Source organism: Plantibacter sp. VKM Ac-2876 (assembly GCF_015350715.1).
In the GTDB taxonomy this organism is placed as follows: Bacteria; Actinomycetota; Actinomycetes; order Actinomycetales; family Microbacteriaceae; genus Plantibacter; species Plantibacter auratus.
Genome location: NZ_JADKSI010000003.1, coordinates 449,283 through 470,240, shown reverse-complemented (window position 1 = coordinate 470,240; position 20,958 = coordinate 449,283). Strand labels below are relative to the sequence as shown.

The 20,958-nt window shown below is 69.6% G+C and carries 14 protein-coding genes and 1 tRNA gene; 4 read left to right on the top strand and 11 right to left on the bottom strand.

The features are described from left to right. Nucleotides 1-11 precede the first annotated feature (11 nt). The gene (locus tag ITJ62_RS14720; protein ID WP_194603622.1) at nucleotides 12-1,796 is read left to right on the top strand and encodes a glycoside hydrolase family 13 protein; all 1,785 of its coding nucleotides are present in this window, start codon (nucleotides 12-14) and stop codon (nucleotides 1,794-1,796) included. A 207-nt stretch (nucleotides 1,797-2,003) separates the two neighbouring features. On the opposite strand, the gene treZ is transcribed toward ITJ62_RS14720, so the two are convergent. From treZ to ITJ62_RS14700, 4 genes are all read right to left on the bottom strand, one after another. Next, nucleotides 2,004-3,779 carry a malto-oligosyltrehalose trehalohydrolase gene (treZ, locus tag ITJ62_RS14715; protein WP_194603619.1) on the bottom strand — a complete coding sequence of 592 codons (1,776 nt, stop codon included), beginning with the start codon at nucleotides 3,777-3,779 and terminating at the stop codon, nucleotides 2,004-2,006. Nucleotides 3,780-3,784: 5 nt separating this feature from the next. Next, a complete protein-coding gene (gene treY, locus ITJ62_RS14710; protein WP_194603616.1) occupies nucleotides 3,785-6,139 on the bottom strand; it encodes a malto-oligosyltrehalose synthase in 2,355 nt (784 codons plus the stop codon). After that, nucleotides 6,136-8,184, bottom strand: coding sequence for a glycogen debranching protein GlgX (gene glgX, locus ITJ62_RS14705; RefSeq protein WP_194603613.1), 2,049 nt, complete (start codon nucleotides 8,182-8,184; stop codon nucleotides 6,136-6,138). The genes treY and glgX overlap by 4 nt, the downstream gene beginning before the upstream one ends. Before the next feature lie 94 nt (nucleotides 8,185-8,278). Next, nucleotides 8,279-9,340 (bottom strand): serine/threonine-protein kinase, encoded by a 1,062-nt coding sequence (locus tag ITJ62_RS14700; protein WP_159453425.1) that lies wholly within the window; start codon nucleotides 9,338-9,340, stop codon nucleotides 8,279-8,281. 244 nt (nucleotides 9,341-9,584) lie between these two features. Between ITJ62_RS14700 and poxB the strand changes: the two genes are divergently transcribed. Beyond that, nucleotides 9,585-11,321 carry a ubiquinone-dependent pyruvate dehydrogenase gene (gene poxB / locus ITJ62_RS14695; protein WP_194603610.1) on the top strand — a complete coding sequence of 579 codons (1,737 nt, stop codon included), beginning with the start codon at nucleotides 9,585-9,587 and terminating at the stop codon, nucleotides 11,319-11,321. A gap of 55 nt (nucleotides 11,322-11,376) precedes the next feature. After that, entirely contained in the window at nucleotides 11,377-12,375 is a 999-nt protein-coding gene (gene rfbB, locus ITJ62_RS14690; RefSeq protein ID WP_071258697.1) for a dTDP-glucose 4,6-dehydratase, read from the top strand. 203 nt (nucleotides 12,376-12,578) lie between these two features. Here the strand turns inward: rfbB and ITJ62_RS19360 are convergent, their stop codons facing one another. The 5 genes from ITJ62_RS19360 to ITJ62_RS14665 all read right to left on the bottom strand — a co-directional run bounded on the left by ITJ62_RS19360 (nucleotide 12,579) and on the right by ITJ62_RS14665 (nucleotide 17,787). After that, complete coding sequence (locus ITJ62_RS19360; protein WP_194603607.1) at nucleotides 12,579-13,781, bottom strand: M23 family metallopeptidase; 1,203 nt, start codon at nucleotides 13,779-13,781, stop codon at nucleotides 12,579-12,581. Between the two features lie 259 nt (nucleotides 13,782-14,040). Then, nucleotides 14,041-14,868 carry an inositol monophosphatase family protein gene (locus ITJ62_RS14680; protein WP_194603604.1) on the bottom strand — a complete coding sequence of 276 codons (828 nt, stop codon included), beginning with the start codon at nucleotides 14,866-14,868 and terminating at the stop codon, nucleotides 14,041-14,043. 294 nt (nucleotides 14,869-15,162) lie between these two features. Further along, complete coding sequence (locus tag ITJ62_RS14675) at nucleotides 15,163-16,431, bottom strand: HNH endonuclease signature motif containing protein (protein ID WP_194603601.1); 1,269 nt, start codon at nucleotides 16,429-16,431, stop codon at nucleotides 15,163-15,165. A gap of 404 nt (nucleotides 16,432-16,835) precedes the next feature. Further along, nucleotides 16,836-16,917, bottom strand: a tRNA-Tyr gene (locus tag ITJ62_RS14670). Nucleotides 16,918-17,022: 105 nt separating this feature from the next. Continuing rightward, on the bottom strand, nucleotides 17,023-17,787 hold the full coding sequence (locus ITJ62_RS14665; RefSeq protein WP_194603598.1) for a lytic transglycosylase domain-containing protein: 765 nt from the start codon (nucleotides 17,785-17,787) through the stop codon (nucleotides 17,023-17,025). A 53-nt stretch (nucleotides 17,788-17,840) separates the two neighbouring features. On the opposite strand from ITJ62_RS14665, the gene ITJ62_RS14660 reads away from it, so the two are divergent. Beyond that, nucleotides 17,841-18,329 carry a YajQ family cyclic di-GMP-binding protein gene (locus tag ITJ62_RS14660; protein WP_056014685.1) on the top strand — a complete coding sequence of 163 codons (489 nt, stop codon included), beginning with the start codon at nucleotides 17,841-17,843 and terminating at the stop codon, nucleotides 18,327-18,329. A gap of 342 nt (nucleotides 18,330-18,671) precedes the next feature. On the opposite strand, the gene ITJ62_RS14655 is transcribed toward ITJ62_RS14660, so the two are convergent. Next, complete coding sequence (locus ITJ62_RS14655; protein ID WP_194603595.1) at nucleotides 18,672-19,709, bottom strand: alpha/beta hydrolase; 1,038 nt, start codon at nucleotides 19,707-19,709, stop codon at nucleotides 18,672-18,674. A 73-nt stretch (nucleotides 19,710-19,782) separates the two neighbouring features. After that, nucleotides 19,783-20,901 (bottom strand): hypothetical protein, encoded by a 1,119-nt coding sequence (locus ITJ62_RS14650; RefSeq protein WP_194603592.1) that lies wholly within the window; start codon nucleotides 20,899-20,901, stop codon nucleotides 19,783-19,785. Between the last annotated feature and the right edge of the window lie 57 nt (nucleotides 20,902-20,958).

Genomic DNA, 20,958 nt, shown 5'->3' with positions numbered 1-20,958 from the left:
AGGGTAGCGACATGGACTCCGCCCTCCCGACCACGTCGGCGACCGCAGCTCAGCACGCCTCCCCCGCAGGAGGCTCCACCCCCGGTTCGGAGTGGTGGCGCTCCGCCGTCATCTACCAGATCTACCCGCGATCCTTCGCGGACGCGAACGGCGACGGCCTCGGCGACCTGCCCGGCATCACCTCCCGCCTCGGCGCCCTGCAGGAGCTCGGCGTCGACGCCATCTGGCTGTCCCCGTTCATGACGAGCCCGCAGAAGGACGCCGGCTACGACGTCGCCGACTACTGCGACGTCGACCCCATCTTCGGCACGCTCGCCGACTTCGACGCGATGACCGCCACTGCCCACGCTGCCGGCATCCGCGTCATCGTCGACCTCGTCCCCAACCACTCCTCGAGCGCCCATCGCTGGTTCCAGGAGGCCCTCGCGGCCGGGCCCGGCTCGGCGGAGCGCGCCCGGTACATGTTCCGCGACGGCAAGGGCGAGCACGGCGAGATCGCCCCCAACAACTGGGAGTCCGTCTTCGGCGGCCCGGCCTGGACGCGCGTCACCGAGGCCGACGGCACGCCTGGCCAGTGGTACCTGCACATCTTCGACTCCTCGCAGCCCGACTTCGACTGGACGAACCCGTGGGTCCGCGAGCAGTTCCGCGACATCCTCCGGTTCTGGCTCGACCGCGGCGTCGACGGGTTCCGCGTCGACGTGGCGCACGGCATGATCAAGGCCGACGGCCTGCCCGACTACACCCCACCGGCCGAGGGCGGCAGCATGGGTGGCGCCTCGGCGGGCGTCGCACTCGAACCCGGCATCAGCACCGGGCCTGCCTCGTGGCCGGAGACCGCGCCGTACTGGGGTCAGGACGGCGTGCACGAGATCTACCGCGACTGGCACGAGCTCCTGGAGACATACGACGGCGACCGCGTGCTGTGCGCCGAGGCCTGGGTCGACCCGCTCGACAAGATGGCCCTGTGGGTGCGCCCCGACGAGATGCAACAGGCGTTCAACTTCCCGTACCTCGAGACCCCGTGGAACGCGGCGGACCTCAAGGCGGTCATCGGCGAGTCGCTGCGCGCGTTCGCACAGGTCGGCGCTCCGAGCACGTGGGTGCTGTCCAACCACGACGTCGTGCGGCACGCGTCCCGTCTCGCGCTCACGGAGGAGAACCCCCAGGGCTACGGCGTCGGTCCGAACACCCCCGGCCAGCCGGATCGCGCGCTCGGGCTGCAGCGGGCCAGGGCGGCGACCGCCCTCATGCTGAGCCTGCCCGGTGGGGCGTACCTCTACCAGGGCGAGGAGCTCGGACTTCCCGAGGTCATCGACCTGCCGGACGACGCCCGACAGGACCCGACGTGGTTCCGCACGAACCACGAACGGTACGGCCGCGACGGTTGCCGCGTGCCGATCCCGTGGGAGGCCGGGCACCCCGCGTACGGCTTCAACACGACCGGTGCGTCCTGGCTGCCGCAGCCCGACGACTGGAACGACTACTCGCGCGACGCACAGGCCGGCATCCCCGGTTCGACCCTGGAGCTGTACCGCACGCTGCTCCGCCTGCGCCGCGAGCACACGCTGGGACTCGGGTCGATCGCCTGGATCGAGGGGGCTCCCGACACCATCCTCGCGCTGACCAACGGCGCGGTCACGGTCGTCGCGAACACCGGTGCCGACGACATCGCCGTCCCCTCGTCGCTCGCGGACTCGTCCGTGCTCGTCGCGAGCGGACCCTTCGACGGCAGCACCATCCACGGCGACACCACGGTCTGGTTCACGACGCCGTCGACCCTGCCCGTCGGCTGAGTCACTCCGCGGGCCGGTGTGCCAGCGCGGTGCGCCGACGTGACCGCGGGCGTTTCGGCGCCGGCGCGGTGCACTGACGTGAGCGCGCCGGAATCGGCCCCGTCGCGGGGCGTGCGCGTGAGCGCGCCCCTCTGGAGGGGCGCGCTCACGCCGTAGACCCGCGCTCGGGTCAGCGCACCGCGCTGGCCCAAGGGCAGGGCCGTCAGGTCAGGGGTGGAGGATCGCGACCGCGTGGGGGCCGAGCCGGAGTGATCCGTCCGTCGTGACGACCTCACCGAAGCTGTCGAGGAGTTCACCGACTCGCAGTGCGAGCTCGACCGGTTCCGTCCCGAAGTTGACCGCCAGGGTCGCCGAGCCACGACGCAGGACGAACGAGCCGGTCGCCTCGTCGACGATCGCGGTCGTGTCGGCGAACGCCGGATCGGTGAACGCCGGGACCGTCCGTCGCAGCTCGATCACCCGTCGGTACCAGGTCAGCAGCGTCGCGTGCCGTCCACCGGATCGCTCCGACCAGTCGAGCACCGACCGACGATAGGTCTCGGGATCCTGCGGATCCGGCACGTCGGCCTCGTTCCACCCCATCCGCGCGAACTCGGCGATCCGGCCCTTCGCCGTCGCCTCACCGAGCTCGGGCTCCGGGTGCGAGGTGAAGAACTGCCAGGGCGTCGAGGCGGCCCACTCCTCCCCCATGAACAGCATCGGGGTGAACGGCCCGAGCAGCGTGACGGCGGCCGCGATGGCGAGCTGCCCGTCGTCGAGGGTCGCGGCCAGCCGGTCGCCCGTCGCCCGGTTCCCGATCTGGTCGTGGTTCTGGTCGGACACGACGAGCCGCCAGCTCGGCGTCCGTTCGAGGTCGATGCGGCGGCCGTGGTGGCGCTTGCGGAAGCTCGACCAGGTGCCGTTGTGGAAGAACCCCTCCTCCATGACCTTGCCGAGTGCACCGAGCGGCGCGAAGTCGGCGTAGTAGCCGGACACCTCGCCGGTGAGCGCCACGTGCAGTGCATGGTGGAAGTCGTCGCTCCACTGCGCGTCGAGACCGTACCCACCAGCACCGCCGGGCCCCCGGGGCGTGATGAGCTTCGGGTCGTTCAGATCCGACTCGGCGATCAGCGTGAACGGTCGGTCGAGGTCGGCGCTGAGCGCATCCACCGCGGCGTCGAGTTCTTCGAGGAGGTGGATCGCACGGGTGTCGTGCAGGGCGTGGACCGCGTCGAGGCGCAGGCCGTCCACCCCGTACTCCTCGAACCACAGCAGCGCGCTGTCGATGATGTACCGACGAACCTCGTCGGAGTCCGGCCCGTCGAGGTTGAGGCTGTCGCCCCAGGTGTTGCCGGCGCCGTCCGCGAGGTACGGGCCGAAGCGCGGCAGGACGTTGCCGGAGGGACCGAGGTGGTTGTACACGACGTCCTGGATGACGGCGAGCCCGCGCTCATGGCATGCGGCGACGAAGCGACGGTAGCCGTCCGGTCCGCCGTAGGCCTCGTGGACAGCCGACCAGAAGACGCCGTCGTAGCCCCAGTTCCAGACGCCGTTGAACGCGTTGACCGGCAGGACCTCGACGGCGTCGACGCCCAGCTGGACCAGGTCGTCGAGGCGTTCGATCGCCCCGTCGAAAGTGGCCGCCTCGGTGAAGGTGCCGATGTGGAGCTCGTAGAGCACGGCACCGATGAGCGAGCGACCCCGCCAGCCGGTCCCGTCGCACGGCACGGGGTCGGACGCGACGACGCGGGACGGCCCATGAACGCCGTCCGGCTGCCGACGCGAGCGGGGATCGGCGAACGGACCCTCACCGTCCACGAGGTAGCGGTAGTCACTGTCGACGACCGCCGCACGTGGCTCGGCACCGTCGAGCGCGATCCACCACCCCTCGGCGACGTCGCGGTCCATCGGGTGCTGCTCACCGTCCAGGACGAGGTCGACGCGCTGGGCCTCGGGTGCCCAGACGCGGAACCCGTCAGCCGGACTCGTGGTGCTGGTCGTCATCGTGCTCACTCCTCGCTCGCGGCCTCGACCGCATCGTCGGGCCGCGTCAGGACGGCGACGGGGTACTGCTCCAGCAGCGCCGCGAGACGGACCTCGCCGCCCTGCAACTCACGGCCGGTCAGCACGTCGACGAGCCGGCCTTCCGGCAGGGTGACCGTGGTCGACTTCCAGCCACCGTGCTCCGCGAGCCGGAGCGAGAGCCGGGTCGCCACCGTGGTCACGCCACCACGTGAGAACGCGACGACGTGGTCGGCAGCCGGCCCGTCAGCTCCGATGGGGGTGTACTCGGCGAACCGGGACGGGTGCTCCCGTCGCAGGCGCAGCAGGCGACTGGTCACGAGGAGTTTCGCCGCTCCGTCGGCGTCGACCGGCGGCAGCCAGCCGTCGTCGAGACGGGCGAGCACCGCGCGACGCTCGGCGTAGTCGACCGGGCGACGGTTGTCGGGGTCCACGAGCGATCGGTCCCAGAGCTCGCTGCCCTGGTACACGTCCGGCACGCCCGGCATCGTCAACTGGATCGCCTTGGCGACCAGGCTGTTCGACCATCCGGCCGCCTCGACGTCCGCGACGGCGTCGAGCAGCGCGGCGTTCGCACGACGGCTGTCGTACAGTCCGTCGACCGCCGCGTGCAGGGCGGCCTCGAAGGTCTCGTCCGGTGCGGTCCAGGTGGTCGAGTCGCCGGCCTCGCGGGCGGCCTTCTCGACGTAGGCGTGCAGTCGTTCGCGCTCGATCGGCCAGGCACCGACGGCCGCCTGCCAGACCAGCTGCTCGAGCTGCCGGTCGGGGAAGCCGTTCGAGGTGTGGAGGGCGACGGCGTGCTCCGCCCACCGGTCCGCGACCTCACTCAGCGCGTCGATGCGGGCGCGGACGTCCTCGCTGCGCTTCGTGTCGTGCGTGCTGAGCGTCGTCATCGAGGACGGCCATTCCGCCTGCCGCCGCGCCTGGCGGTGGTGGAACTCGGCGACGCTGATGTCGGTCTCGGCGGGGTCTCCGCCGACCTCGGTCAGCGAGGTGAGCGCCGTGTACCGGTAGAACGCGGTGTCCTCGACGCCCTTCGCCATCACCATGCCCGAGGTCTGCTGGAACCGCGCGGCGAGCGGATCGGTCGAGCTGCGCAGGCGCGGAGCCAACGCGGCGAAGGCGTCGGCGAGCTCCGGCCGACGGGTCTCCGCCTCGTCGAGTGCGGCATCCAGGTACTCGTCGCCGAGCGGCAGGTACGAACGGTAGACGGGGAACGCGGTCAGGATCTCGGCGAGCGCGTCGACGGCGTCCGGCACCTCGGGGACGAGCCTCGCGAGGCGGCGGACCTCGGACCCGAGGATCCCGTCGGCGATGCCCCGCTTCGTGGTGTGCACGAGGTCGTCCCAGGCGTCGCGCGTCAACTCGACCCCCGCGAGCTGACCGAGCGTCGGCAGACCGGTCGGGTCGACGAGCACCCGGTCGACGTCGCCCAGGGCGTCGTAGCCGGTGGTCCCGAGCGTGGCCCACTCGGCCGGGAGGTCCTCTTCACCCTCGAGGATCTTCTCCACCCAGATGGGTGCTCCGCCGATGCGCTCGGACAGACGGTCGAGGTAGGCACCGGGGTCGAGGAGTCCGTCCGGGTGGTCCACGCGGATCCCGTCGGCGAGGCCGTCGTCGAACCAGCGACCGATCTCGACGTGCGAGCCGTCGAAGACCGCCGGGTCCTCGACGCGGATCGCGGCGAGCGTGTTGACGGCGAAGAACCGTCGGTAGTTCAGCTCGCTGTCGGCGCGGCGCCAGTTCACCAGTTCGTAGTGCTGCCGGTCGTGCACCTCGCGCGGGCTCGCGTCGTCGTCCGCCGTCCCGGGAGCGATGGGGAGTCGGTGGTCGAAGTAGCGCAGTTCGCCGTCCTCGATGCTGAGGTCATCGAGCGCACTGCGGCCGTCCTCGTCGTCGCCGAGGATCGGCACGCGGATCCGACCGTCGCCGGCCTCCCAGTCGACGTCGAACGCGGCCGCGTGCTCTGCCTCCCGACCGTGCTGGAGCAGGTCCCACCACCAGGCGTTCTCCACCGGCGTCGCGACGCCCATGTGGTTGGGGACGGTGTCGATGAGGACGCCGAGGCCCGCCGCATGGGCCGCTTCGGCGAGCGCCGTGAGCCCGTCGGCACCGCCGCGTTCCGGGTCGACCTCGGTGTGGTCGACGACGTCGTAGCCGTGGGTGGATCCAGGTTCCGCTCGGAGGATCGGCGACAGGTAGACCCAGTCGGCGCCGAGGGCCTGGAGGTAGTCGACGAGCGCCGCGGCGTCCTGCAGCCGGAAGTCGGCGGTCAGCTGGAGGCGGTAGGTCGAGACGGGCACGGCGGAACGCTGTGGCCCGCCGCCGGACACGTCGGTCATGATGCGACCCCCGATCGCAGGAGGGTGAAGGAGGTCCCCTGCACGATCACCGTCGTCGACCCCTCGGCGAGCATCTGCTCCGGGTCACTCGACTCGACGAGCGTCCACGGCAGGCCGGGAGCCTTCGGCAGGCTGAACTCCACGCCGTTCTCGGCCGCGTTCAGCAGCAGGGCGAACGAGGCCGATCCGGCGTGACGGAACACGAAGGTGATCGACCGGGCGTCGGGGTTGTCCCAGTCCTCGTCGGCGAAGGGTTCGTCGTCGGACCGGGTGATGAAGACCCGGTCGTCGGCCTTGGAGCCCGGACCCTGGCGGAACCAGTCGGGTCGCAGCGCCGGCTCGGCGAGGCGTAGGGCGATCAGGCGCTTCGTGAAGCCGAGGAGGTCGTGGTCGGCGTGCTCCCAGTCGAACCACGACACCTCGTTGTCCTGGCAGTACGCGTTGTTGTTGCCGCCCTGGGTGCGGGCGATCTCGTCGCCGCCGAGGATCATCGGGACACCGGCCGACAGCAGCACCGTCGCGAGGAAGTTGCGGCGCTGACGATCGCGGCGCGCGTTCACGGCGGGGTCGTCCGTCGGGCCCTCCGCACCGTTGTTGCTGGAGCGGTTGTCGCTCTCGCCGTCGTTGTTGTCCTCGCCGTTCGCCGCGTTGTGCTTCATCGAGTACGCCGTGAGGTCGGCGAGGGTGAAGCCGTCGTGCGCGGTGACGAAGTTGACGCTGGACAGCGGCGAGCGTCGGGACGCCTCGTAGACGTCCGGGCTGCCGAGGACGCGCTGCGACATGGTGCCGAGCACGCTGTCGGCGCCGTTCCAGAAGTCGCGGACGTCGTCGCGGAACTTCCCGTTCCACTCGGACCAGCTCGCGGGGAAGCCGCCGACCTGGTAGCCGGCGGTGTCCCACGGCTCCGCGATCATCTTGATGGGCGCGAGGACCGGGTCCTGCTCGATGAGCGAGAGGAACGCGCTGTGGATCTCGGCGGAGCCGTCCTGGCGGGTGAGCGTCGTCGCGAGGTCGAAGCGGAAGCCGTCGACGTGCATCTCGGTCACCCAGTAGCGCAGGGAGTCCATGATGAGCCCGAGCGCCGCGGGGTGGCCGACGTTGACGCTGTTGCCCGTACCCGTGGTGTCGAAGTAGTGCTCGCGGTCCTCGTCGACGAGGCGGTAGTAGGCCGCGTTGTCGATGCCCTTGAAGGACAGGGTCGGGCCCATGTGGTTGCCCTCGGCCGTGTGGTTGTAGACGACGTCGAGGATGACCTCGAGGCCGGCGGCGTGCATCGCCTTGACCATGGCCTTGAACTCGTCGACCTGCCCACCGGCGTCGCCGGCGGCCGCGTACTCGCCGTGCGGAGCGAAGAAGCCGATGGAGTTGTAGCCCCAGTAGTTGCGGAGGCCCTTCTCCTCGAGGTGGCTGTCCTGCACGAACTGGTGCACGGGGAGGAGTTCGACCGCCGTCACGCCGAGGTCGGTGAGGTAGCGGATGGCCGCCGGGTGGGCGAGGCCGGCGTAGGTGCCGCGGATCTCCTCGGGCACCTCGGCGAGCTGCTTGGTGAAGCCCTTCACGTGGACCTCGTACACGATCGTCTCGGCGAGCGGGATGCGCGGGGCGACGTCCTGTCCGTCGGCGTCCCAGTCGAACGAGGACGGGTCGGTGACCACGCCGAGCGCGACGTGGCCCGCGGAGTCGGTGTCGTCCATCGACTCCGGCGCGTCGAGACGGTGGCTGAACTGCGCCTGGCCGAGGTCGTATCGCCCCGTGACCGCCGTCGCGTGCGGGTCGAGCAGCACCTTGGCCGGATTGTGACGGAGACCGTTCGCCGGATCCCAGGGGCCGTCCACGCGGATGCCGTACCGCGTCCCGGGGACGAGGCCCTCGACCAGCCCGTGGAACACGTGGCCGGTGCGCTGTTCGAGGCGCGTCTGCTGCTCCTCCCCGCCCTCGGGGAAGATGCACACGGTGACGGCGTCGGCGGTCTCCGAGTAGATGGCGACGTTCGCACCATCGCCCCGAAGGGTGACGCCGAGCGGATAGGGGGTCGAGAGCGTCATGGCGCCCTTTCACTCGAAGGGATCGATCGTTGTTGAGACGGTACACCGGCCGGGTGACTTCCCCGGATCCGGACGAAACGTGGTAATGGGCCGATCAGAACGCGAAGATGCCGATCGCCACACCGATGGCGAGCCCCGCTGCGGCCGTCGCGGCGGCGAGGAGCAATGCGATCCGCGGGTCGACGCCCTGGTCGACGACGAGACCGAGCCGTGCACGCACCCGACGGACCCGGCGCACGCGCGACTCCGACCAGATCTCGCGCAGGCTGGCCGCGACCTCGTGGGCTGCGGGTCGATCCTCCGGCTTGCGGGCGGTCATCGACCGCAACAGCGGGTGCCAGGCGGCGGGGAGCTCGGGCGGGATCACCGGGTCGCGGTGCAGGCGCGCGATGGCGGCCTCGACGAGACCTCCGTCGAACTCCCGACGGCCGGTGACGGCCTCGAGCAGGACGAGGCCGAGCGAGTAGATGTCCGTCTCGGTGCCGACTGTGTCGCCGAGCGCCTGCTCGGGCGAGAGGTAGGACGCCGTGCCGGAGATGGCCTCGGTGTTCGTGAGGCGCGACCCGCCCACGAAGTGCGCGATCCCGAAGTCGGACAGCTTCACGAGGTTCGCGTGCCCGAACGCGGCGATGTCGCTGAACAGCATGTTGTCGGGCTTGATGTCGCGGTGCACGATCGACCGGGTGTGGATGAAGGACAGTGCGTCCGCGACCTGCGCACCGAGGGCGGCGGCGTCGCGCGGGAGCATCGGGCCGGCCTGCAGCTTGTCGGTGAGCGTGGCGCCCGGGATGTACTCCATGACGAGGAACCGGTGCTCGACGCCGCGGTGGACGACGGAACCGGAGTCGTAGAGCTCGACGAGGCCCGGGTGACGGAGTTCGCCGAGCAGACGGATCTCCCGTTCCTGACGCAGCCGGTCGTTCGCGGTCGCGGCCTCATCGCGGAAGAGCTTCACGGCGACAGGACGTGAGAGCAGTTCGTCGCGTGCGCGGTAGACGTTGGCGGACCCGCCGGAGCCGAGCTGCTCGCCGATGCTGTAACGCCCGTTCGACAGGCTGACACCGGTGACGACCGTCTCGGTGTGCTCGGTGAACATCGCGGCCGGATCGGTGATCGATCCGGCGTGTGCCGGCGGTCGGTGCAGGGAGTCGCTCACGGCCGCCCCCTTCACGGTGCAGTCGATGTTGGCCGCGCCACCGTGTTCTCGGCAGGCTGTTCCAGCAACCACGTTACAAGGCGTTCGTCGTTCAGCCGGATTCGTGTCGGAGTGTTGAGAACGGCTAGCGCACCTGGTAGGCGTCTGCAAGACCACGATGCTCCCTTGCGGGCGCCGAACCGCGACGAGGACCATGGAGGGGGCCGGGGAACCCGGGCCGAGTCGTCTGCTGCGAGGAGCACCCATGTCCACTGTCGCTGAAACCGTCGTCGCAACCCTCAAGGCCAGCGGTGTGCAACGCGTCTACGGCCTCCCGGGCGACTCCCTGAACGGTTTCACCGACGCCCTCCGCTCCTCCGGTGGCATCGACTGGGTCCACGTGCGCCACGAGGAGGCGGCCGCCTTCGCCGCAGCGGCCGAAGCGGAGCTGACCGGCGAGCTGGCCGTCGTCGCGGCGAGCTGCGGCCCCGGCAACCTCCACCTCATCAACGGACTCTTCGACGCGAACCGCTCGCGGGTCCCGGTGCTCGCGATCGCCGCGCACATCCCGAGTTCGGAGATCGGCAGCACCTACTTCCAGGAGACCCACCCCCAGGAACTGTTCCGTGAGTGCAGCGTGTACGTCGAGCTCGTGTCCGTTCCGGAGCAGCTGCCGCGGGTGCTCGAGATCGCGATGCGCACCGCCGTCGAGCGTCGCGGCGTGGCCGTCGTCGTCGTGCCGGGCGACGTCATGCTCCAGCGGGCCGTGAGCGAGCACGTCTCCGCCATCCGTGCCACACAGCCTCGGATCCTGCCGTCGGAGCACGAGCTCGACGAGGCCGCACGCATCCTCAACGCCGGCAAGCGCGTCACGATCCTGGCCGGTGCGGGCGTCGCGGGCGCTCACGCGCAGCTCATCGACACGGCTGACGCCCTCGCCGCGCCGATCGTGCACGCCCTCCGGGGCAAGGAGCACGTCGAATACGACAACCCGTTCGACGTCGGCATGACCGGCCTCCTCGGATTCGCCAGCGGCTACCACGCGATGCTGTCGTGCGACGTCCTCCTCATGCTCGGCACCGACTTCCCCTACCCGCAGTTCTTCCCCGAGGACGCGACCGTCATCCAGGTCGACATCCGCGGTGAGCAGATCGGCCGCCGACACCCGGTGGACCTCCCGCTCGTCGGCACCGTCCGCGACACCCTCGACGCGCTGCTGCCGAAGCTCGAGCGCAAGACCCATCGCAAGCACCTCGAGGAGTCGCTCAAGCACTACCGCAGCTCGCGGAAGGGGCTCGACGATCTGGCCACGGCCGACCACGACGGCCAGGCGATCCACCCGCAGTACCTCGCGAAGGTCGTCGACGAGCTGGCGACGGACGACGCCGTGTTCATCCCCGACGTCGGCTCCCCCGTCGTCTGGGCCTCGCGCTACCTCACCATGAACGGCCGGCGTCGACTCATCGGATCGTTCAGCCACGGCAGCATGGCGAACGCCGTCTCGCACGGGCTCGGCGCGCAAGCCTCGCACCCGGGTCGTCAGGTCGTCGCGCTCGCGGGCGACGGTGGACTCACCATGCTGCTCGGCGAGCTCATCTCGCTCACGCAGAACAAGCTGCCCGTCAAGATCATCGTGATCAACAACTCCTCACTCAACTTCGTCGAGCTGGAGATGAAGGCGGCCGGGTTCGTCAACTACGGCACCGACCTCGAGAACCCCGACTTCGCCCGCGTGGCCGAGGGCATGGGTATCCACGGCGAACGCGTCGAGCGGGCGAGCGAGCTGGAGGGCGCCATCCGTCGGGCCTTCGACCACGACGGTCCGGCGCTCGTCGACGTCGTGACCGCCAGGCAGGAGCTGTCGATCCCGCCGACGATCACCGCCGAGCAGATGAAGGGGTTCACCCTGTACGCCCTCAGGACCGTCATGTCGGGCCGCGGCGACGAGCTGCTCGACCTCGCGAACACGAACCTGCTGCGCCGCATCCTGCCCGGTCACTGAGCTACAGCCGGATTCCCCCGCGGTATCCAGAGACCGCCGGGTAGACTCGTCTACCGTGTCCAGACTTCTCGTTACCGGCGGCGCCGGATTCATCGGCTCGAACTTCGTCCACTACGTCCTGAACAACACCGATCACTCGGTGACCGTCCTCGACAAGATGACCTATGCGGGCAACCGCGCCTCACTCGACGGCCTCCCGGCCGATCGTTTCGAGCTCGTCGTCGGCGACATCCAGGACGCGACGCTCGTCGACGAGCTCTTCGCCCGTCACGACGCCGTCGTGCACTACGCGGCGGAGTCGCACAACGACAACTCCCTCCACGACCCGCGCCCGTTCCTCGACACGAACATCATCGGCACGTACACGCTGCTCGAGGCGGCTCGCAAGCACGGGACGCGGTTCCACCACATCTCGACCGACGAGGTCTACGGCGACCTCGAACTCGACGACCCGGAGCGCTTCACCGAGCAGACGCCGTACAACCCGTCGAGCCCGTACTCCTCGACGAAGGCCGGCAGCGACCTCCTCGTCCGCGCGTGGGTGCGTTCCTTCGGCGTCAAGGCGACGATCTCGAACTGCTCGAACAACTACGGTCCGTACCAGCACGTCGAGAAGTTCATCCCGCGCCAGATCACGAACGTGCTCGGCGGCGAGCGCCCGAAGCTGTACGGCACGGGCGAGAACGTCCGCGACTGGATCCACGCGAACGACCACTCGTCCGCCGTCCTCACGATCCTCGACAAGGGGGTCATCGGTGAGACGTACCTCATCGGTGCCGACGGTGAGAAGAACAACAAGGACGTCGTCGAGCTCATCCTCACCCAGCTCGGTCAGCCGGCGGACGCCTACGACCACGTGAACGACCGTCCCGGCCACGACCTCCGCTACGCGATCGACTCGTCGAAGCTGCGCACGGAGCTCGGCTGGACCCCGGCGTTCAGCGACTTCGAGGCCGGCCTCGCCGACACGATCGCCTGGTACCGCGACAACGAGTCGTGGTGGAAGCCGCAGAAGGCCGCCACCGAGGCGAAGTACCAGGAGCAGGGTCAGTAACCCTCAGACACCGTCACGAAGGCCCGTCCGGCATCAGCCGGGTGGGCCTTCGTCATGCAGTGCCCCCCCTGAGCCCCGACACCGGTCCCTGAAGCACCGACACCGGTCCCTGAGCCTGTCGAAGGGCACCCGTCCTCGGGGTGACACACGACTGCCCCGCCCGGAGTCGGGCGAGGCAGTCGAAGCGTTCGGGTTGCGCGGCGTCAGTCGACGTTCGCGTAGAGCCACTCGAGCGGGTCGACCCAGGTGACGCCGTCGAGTCGGATCTCGAAGTGGAGGTGCGGGCCCGTGGACATGCCCGTGCTGCCGGTGAGGCCGAGGATGGTGCCGACCTTGATCGCCTGCCCCTCGACGACGCGGACCGAGCCGTGCTGCATGTGCGCGTAGACGCTCGAGACGAGGCGGCCGTTGATGGTGTGGTCGACGATGACGTTGACGCCGAGCGAGCCTTCGCCGTCTTCGACGTGGCGGACGACGCCGTCGGCGATGACCTGGATGGGCGCGCCGTTACCGGGGTTGAAGTCCTGGCCGTGGTGGTCGCTGGAGCACCCGGCGCAGTCGCGGGCACCGAAGCGGTCACCGATGGTGACGCCGACCGCGAACGGCCACTGGATGGTCCCGTTCGGGTTGTTCGTGAAGGTGTTCGCGGGGCGGATGCCCATCGCGGCGGCGGCTTCCTCGACGGTGCTCGTGGTGTAGTCGTCGCGGGTGAAGGTCAGCTCTGCCGAACCCTCGCTGTCGAGCGACTGTGACGCCTGGTTGCTCAGCCCGTTGCCGTCGCCGAGCTCGGCCTGCGAGGCCTCGGCCACCGACGTCGCGACGTCTTCAGCGGTGAGCAGTGCGTTGGCGGGCACCGAGGTGGCCACGGCCATGAGGGCGACGAAGCCCATCGCGGCACCCGCGAAGATCTTTGTGGTGATGCGACGCTTGCGCGCGATGGTCGTCGGCCGGGGTGACGCCGGTGCGGCGGCCGGGCGAGACGATGCACGGGGCTTGGAGGCCGGCTTCGGTGCAGCTGCGCGGCGCACGCGGGGGGCGTCGACCGTGGACGCGTCGACCGTCACGGTGATGGACTCGGTGGCCGGAGTGGAGTCGGAAGCAGCGGCCGGCTCGGTGATGAGCGGCTCTGCCTCGACCGGCGCGATGTCAGCGACGTCGGTGGTGTGTACGGCGTCGATCGCCTCCGCGATCACCTGGTCGACCGGGTCGACGGCCGCGGCCGTCTCATCCTGGTCGGCGCTGGCCTCGTGCGTCGGGTCCTGCAGCACGGACTCCTGGTGCTCCAGTGCGGCCGCCGCCTGACGCTCACGTTCGCGGAGTTCACGGCGGCTGAGCGGCGGCGTCTGCAGGGATGCAGCGCTGTTCTCGACAGACGTGTTCTGCGGGTCCTGAGGGTCGGGAAGCACAGGGGTGTCCTCAGGGCTGGCATGGCGTGACAAGGGGGCGGGGGCCTTTCAATGGGCTAGCAAGAAGATCTCGACGTCCGTCCGCGCGGGGGAACGCGAAGGTAACGAATGCATAAATGCTAGCAACGAGAGGCTGAAAAAGCCATGGCAGTGATCGGTTTTATCCAATAAAGACCTGGTCAGAGGCCATATGAGAGTTCTCTTATGAACGAGTCGCCACCGGAGCGTTACTGCGAGCGGCGGCAGTGTGCATGGAGTGTCAGCCGATCGGCGTCGCGAAGCCCTGCTCGGCGAGGAGCCGTTCGAGGACCGCGAGGAGCGGCGCGTCGGCGGCCATGATGAGCTGCGTGGTGGCCGGAGCGCCGTCGAAGCCGGCGACCGTCGCGCCCGCCTCGGCAGCGATGAGCGCGCCTGCGACCTGGTCCCACGGCTTCAGGCCGCTTTCGTAGTAGGCGTCGAGACGGCCGGACGCGACGCTGCAGAGGTCGAGTGCGGCGGAGCCGATCCGACGGACGTCGCGGAAGGTCCCGAGCAGGGCGCCGAGCACGGCCGCCTGCTCCATGCGCCGCGAGGCGGTGTACGAGAAGCCGGTGCCGAGCAGCGCCACGTTCGGAGCGACGCCTCGGTTGACCTCGAGCGCGCGGCCGTTCAGTCGTGCTCCACCGCCGCGGGAGGCTGAGTAGCGCTCCCCCAGGACCGGGTTCACCACGGCTCCGGCGAGGGCGGTCCAGGTGGCCGGATCCGGTTCGCCTTCGACGACGCCGATGCTGACGGCGTACGCGGGGATGTCGTAGAGGTAGTTGACGGTGCCGTCGATGGGGTCGACGACCCAGGTCAGGCCGGAGGTCCCCGTCACTCCGCCCTCCGCGCCGGTCTCCTCGCCGAGGAAGCCGTCATCCGGTCGGGCTGCCAGGAGGCGCTCGCGGATGAACTGCTCGGACTCGCGGTCGGCTCGGGTCACGACGTCCTCGACCGACGACTTGCTCGCGGCGATCTCGACGCCCTCACGGCGTCGGCGCAGGATCAGTTCGCCGGCCTCTGCGGCGATGTCGGTGGCGATCTGGAGGAGTTCTTCGTGTCCGGTCACCCCACCACCCTATGGCGGCCCCTCCCGCCCTTCGACACCTCGACAAGCGCAGTGCGGCGCAGCTCAGGGCCCGAAGCGAACCCGGGCGCACCTCCTCCGCACACCGAGGCGGCGCAACCCGAGTGCCCTTCGACAAGCTCAGGGACCGGCATCTCCCCGGCACACCCCTCCCGGTCACTGAGCCTGTCGAAGTGCCCACGAGGAACCCTCATCGTTCCGGGCACACCTCTTCCGGTCACTGAGCTTGTCGAAGTGCGCGAGAAGCCTTTCGACAGGCTCAGTGACTGGCGGGGGTCAGAACGGCGCGGGGTCCGGTTCCGTCCGATGGCGCTTCCCGTCGGGTGTCGTCCACTCGAGTACCCCGCCGGGACCGTGGTCGAGGTTCCACCCGGGAAGATGCTTCATCCGGTGGTGATGTCGACACAGGCAGGCGAGGTTCCCGACATCTGTCGTCCCGCCGTCCTCCCAGGCGACCGAATGATCGAGGTCGCAGGCCCTGGCGCGCCTGCCGCAGCCCGGTGCCCGACAGGTGCCGTCCCGGAGGCGGACCGCCCGTTGCAGGTCGGCCGGGACCCGGTACTGGTTCCGCCCGACGGAGAGGACCGCACCCGTTTCCGGTTGGACGAGGATCCGGGTGAAGCTGGGGGCGCTCACCGCGATACGGGCGGCGGTCTCGGGGTCGATCGGACCGTAGCCGTCGAGCATGCCGGGTGCGTCGGAGACGCCGGCCATGGTGAGCGCCGGGACGGTGATCTGCACGGTCGGCTTGATGTGCTCCTGCACCTCGATCGGGTGCGGGAGCACCGGGCTCGACATGACGTCTTCCGGAGTCACACCGGTGAGCGCGAGCGCCGCTAGGGCGTCGGCCTGCAGTTGTGCGCAGGTGCGTGTATCTCCCGCTGCTCGCGACTTCGCCGCCGCTGCTTCGACCCGCTCGACGAGCCCCTGGGCGATCGGGGCTGTGGTGAAGAGGTGCACCCAGGCCATGCCGTCGGCGGCGGGTTCGAACTCGACGCGGCGGTCGGCCTCGGATCGCCGGGCGCGTGCGGTGATGGACTCGGGGTGGAGTCGCTCGCGGAGCGTGCGGGCGCGCTTGCGGAGGTTCGCGTTGGTCGTCTGCTCGGCGACAGGCAGGACTTCCGCGAGGAACGCTGCCCGCCCAGCGACCGGCACGTCACTGAGTTGGTCGATGATCGTCTGCGCGTGCCGGGCCGAGATGCGCCCGGCCTCGAGCGACTCGAGCACTGCTGGGGCTTCGTTGACGAGGCGTTCCGCGTCGTTCGTCGCCCGCTGGACCGTCTGCTCAGGCGTTCGGGTCGCCATGGCGAGGGCCGCGCAGGTGGAGCGGCGGGAGAGCGCCAGGCGCTCGGCCGGCGGGAACACGGCCGGAACGACCGAGTCGGCGAGCGCGTCCGCATATGCGGCAGAGCGCGCCAGCAAGCGCGCCTCGCGCGCATCGAGAGCCGCCCGCAGCCGTTGGATCTCCGCGTATTCGTCCGAGAACTCCGCGAGCTGCGCGACGTACTCGTCGCTCGCGCGGATCGCGGTGGTGGTCTCGGTCATGGAACAAGTCCACCACGGACCACTGACATTCCAGATGGTGAGTCGAGCCGGTTGTGGAAGTTGCTCGTATGCCCTTCGACAAGCTCAGGGACCGGAGGAGGCGTGCCAGATTGGCGGGGCTTTCCGTGCGCCCTTCGACAAGCTCAGGGACCGGAGGAGCCATCCCGGATTCATGGAGTTCCTCCGCGTGCCCCTCGACAGGCTCAGGCACCGGAGGAGGTTCGCGGGATTCGCGGGGTTCTGCGTGGGCCCTTCGACAAGCTCAGGGACCGGGAGAGGTATGCCGGATCCGCCAGGCCTTCCGCGCGCCCTTCAGCAAGCTCAGAGACGGGGAGGGACGCCCGCCCGACTCTCGCCAGCACGACGAAAAATCGCCCCATCCGGAGGATGAGGCGACTTGTCCGTGGCGAGTGAGGGATTCGAACCCCCGAAGGCTGAGCCGTCTGATTTACAGTCAGATCCCTTTGGCCGCTAGGGTAACTCGCCAAGCGCGCCCGACCGACTTTCGAACAGCCAACCGAAAGCGCTTGACCAATATAGCCGTCAGACCGCCTGACGCGAAATCAGCATCGTGCTCCGCTATCGCGCCACTCAGCGCTCGTCCGACGGCGCGGCCTCGGCGTACTCGTTCGCCGCGGCGGCGACCCGCCGAAGATACTCGGGTGACGAGTTGTACGCCCGGATCCCGCTCAGCCAGCCGTCCTCCGTCCGCATGTCGTAGTCGCTCGCCCGGCAGAGGTAGTTCGCGGCCGCCATGGCAGCATCGTCGAGGTTCTGCGGGTCGAGCACGCCGTCACCACTCGCGTCGGTCCCCCAGTTCTCCCACGACTGCGGAATGAACTGGAACGGCCCGACGGCACGATCGTGGACGGGGTCGCCGTCGATGACGCCCTGGTCGGTGTCGGTGATCTCCTCGGTCTCGCCACCCGTGAGCGGCACACCGAAGATCGGCGGCGTCACGACACCGTCCTCGCCGAGCTTCGAGCCGTCGTGGCGGCCGTGGTCACTCTCGGCGAACCCGACGGCCGCGATCGTCGTCCAGCCGATGCCGCACTCCGGCGTCAGCTCGGCCTTGCGGATGGCGGCACCGGCATAGGACCGCAGGGCGCGCTCGGGGATGCCACTCGCCTCGGCGACCTCGGTGATCCACTGGGGATCGGCGAGGTCGACGTTCGCGACACCGCCGTCGGGGGCGTCGCTCTTCGGTGGGAGCTCGACGGGAACCGCATACGGGACGGGGTCCGGCTCGGGAGCACAACCGCTCAGCACGAGCACACCGATCACCAGGGTCGCCCCGGCGAGCGCCCCTCGTCGTCCGACGATGGTCCGCTGGTCGTGCTTCACCGGGCTGCGCATCGCACCCACCCAACCACACCTGCCTGAGCGACACCGGCGCTACCATGGTCCACATGGCAGATTCATCGTTTGACGTCGTGAGCAAGGTCGACAAGATGGAGGCGGACAACGCCCTCAACCAGGCGCACAAGGAGGTCGAGCAGCGGTACGACTTCAAGAACGTCGGTGCCTCGATCGCCTGGAGCGGCGAGAAGATCCTCATGAAGGCGAACACCGAGGAGCGCGTGAAGGCGATCCTCGACGTCTTCGAGTCGAAGCTCATCAAGCGCGGCATCTCGCTCAAGAGCCTCGAGGTCGGCGACCCGTTCGCGAGCGGCAAGGAGTACCGGATCGAGGCGACCCTCAAGGAGGGCATCAGCCAGGAGATCGCGAAGAAGGCCAACAAGCTCATCCGCGACGAGGGCCCGAAGTCGGTCAAGTCGCAGATCCAGGGCGACGAGCTCCGTGTCTCGTCGAAGAGCCGTGACGATCTCCAGGCCACCATGGCGCTGCTCAAGGGCGCCGACCTCGACATCGACCTCCAGTTCGTCAACTACCGCTAGCTGGTCGGACGCGGTCGATCACCTCGACCGCGTCATGATCGACCTCCGCACCACTCTCTTCACCGGAGCACCCGATCCAGCGTGCTCCCGTTCGGCACAGTGCCGGACGAACCGTACCCGCACGAGCGGGCTCGATGGTTGGAGTGGAGCAGTGGATCACCAGAGACCCGCGGACGGGTCGCATCTCGAACTCTTCCGGACCTCGCGCGCCGGCCAGGAGGTCGGTGTCCCGTGCTGGTGCGCGATCGGCGCGAATCACAGCTACGCCGACTGGCTCGCCGCCGGACGACCGGATCCGCGACGTCCGATGGGCTCGCGACGTCACCTCCCGCCCGCTGAACGCTAGCGGTCGGCGGGCGGCGGCTTCGTGAGGTAGCCACGTCCCCACGCGACGATCTGCTCGAACGCGCGCTGCCGGACGGGCTCCTCGGACAGGAAGACGTCGTGCAGTGCGCCGTCGAGGCGAACGATCGTGACCGTCTCGCCCAGGTCGAGTGCGCGTTCCGCGACCGCGTCGACGTCGAGCGCCGTGTCACTCCGCATCATCGCGTCGTTCCACCGCGGCAACAGGACACTCCGTGCCGACAGCAGCGTGAGGGCCGGCACGCGCAGCTGCAGGCCCGCGTCGACGAGCCGATGCCCTCGCAGGATCGCGTTCAACCACCCGGGATGCAGCGGGAAGCCGTGGAGCGGCCGCCAGGCGAAGTCGTAGTCCCAGGCCCCGTCCATCGTGCTCGACACGGAGCGGGTGTAGAACCCGAGGTCGACGACGGGGAGCTGCGCACGCGGGTCGATCCGCGATCCGGCTTGGACGAGCGGGGCGATCGCGAGCCGCCCGAGCTGCCTCGCCTGGAATTCGAGCCACGGACTGTTCAGCACGAGACCGGCGACGCGATCCTGGTTCCGGGCCGTCCAGAGACTCAGGGTGAGCCCGCCGGTCGAGTGGCCAAGGAGGACGAGTCGGCGGCGGGTCCGACGCCCGGCGTCGTGGTCCTCGGGGCCGTGCCCCATCACCGCGAGCGCGGCCTCGATGTCCTCGTCGTAGGTGCGGAGATCGTCGACGTATCCCGGCGTCTGGTGCGGACGGAGACTCCGGCCGTACTTGCGCAGGTCGAGCGCGTAGAACCGCGCACCGAGCCTGGCCCAGAATCGCGCGAGGTGACGTTGGAAGAAGTAGTCGGACCAGCCGTGGACGTACAGGACATCGATGCCGTCCGCGACGTCGGGCAGGAGGAACTCACCCAGCTGTTCGAGGCGCGGCATCCGGTAGCGCACGAGGGTCGCGACGACGTCGCCCTCGTCATCCGGTTCGAGGGTCAGCGTGCGCTGCTGGAAGCCCTCGCCGAGGATGTCGGCGGTCCACCCTCGAGATCCGGCCATACCGTCACGTTACCGCGCCCGGTGATCGGTGGTCGGATGGTCGGGCTCGCGCGCCGACCACCCGACCCTCCGACTACTGCTGGTACGGGTTGTGCTGCTGCGGTGCCTGCGGCTGCTGTCCGTAGGGCTGCTGCGCCTGACCGTGCTGCTGCGACCCCTGGTCGTGCTGACCGTGCTGCTGCGGCCCCTGCTGCTCGTGCTGACCCTGCAGGAACTGCTGACCGTGCTGCTGACCACTGTGCTGCTCGTGCGGCGCGTCGGCGAGTCCCTCGGGAGCGACGAACCGCGTCACGAGCACGGCGCCGATCGTGAGGAAGCCCGCGAGGGTGACCCCGTAGAGGATCGGCGAGAGGAAGCCCTGATTGACGAAGAACGCCGGCGTGCCGTACTGCTCGACGACGCCGCGCACGATGGTGACGATGAGCACGATGAGCAGCATGACGCCCGTGCCGACGGCCGCGGCGATGCCCACCGACTGGATCAGGTCGCGGGCGGTGCGGACCCGCGTGAGCGGACGGACCATGATGAGGATGAGAGCCGCGCCCGCCCCCCAGAGGGCGATGTTCACGAGGTTCGCGCCGAAGCTCAACAGGACGTCGCCGACGGGGTAGTACTCCGAGATGCTGAAGAAGGACCCGATGAGGCTCACCAGTGCGACGGCCGCGGCGATACCCGCTGCGATTCCGACCGACACGAGCGCGAGACGCGTCTCGCGTGCACGGGGGTTCGGCGCCTTCTGCTGAGCCTGCGCGTACTGCTGCGGCTGACCGTACTGCCCCTGCTGCGGCTGTCCGTACTGGCCCTGGGGGGCTCCGTACTGACCGGTCTGCTGCGGCTGGCCGTACTGGCCGGTGTCCTGACCGTACTGGCCGGTGTGCTGCGGCTGGCCGTACTGGCCCTGCTGCGGCTGACCCCACTGGCCCGCCTGCTCACCGGTCTGCGGCTGACCCCACTGGCCCGCCTGCTCACCGGTCTGCGGCTGGCCCCACTGGCCACCCTGCTGCGGAGCCGGGGTCTGCTGACCCGTCTGGTCCCACTGCTGCTGCACGGGGTCCGGGTGCATCTCGCCGTAGCGCGGCTGCTGCTGTTGCTGCTGCTGCTGGCCGTCGGCGACGAATGCCGGCGGCTCGGACGGCGGTACGGACGTCGGCTGCTCCGACGGGACGTTCTGGGGCGCGTTGGGGTCGGTCATCCGTCCAGCATAGTGACCGGCGCCCGTCGGAACCGGGTTCCGTCGAGCGGCTTGACG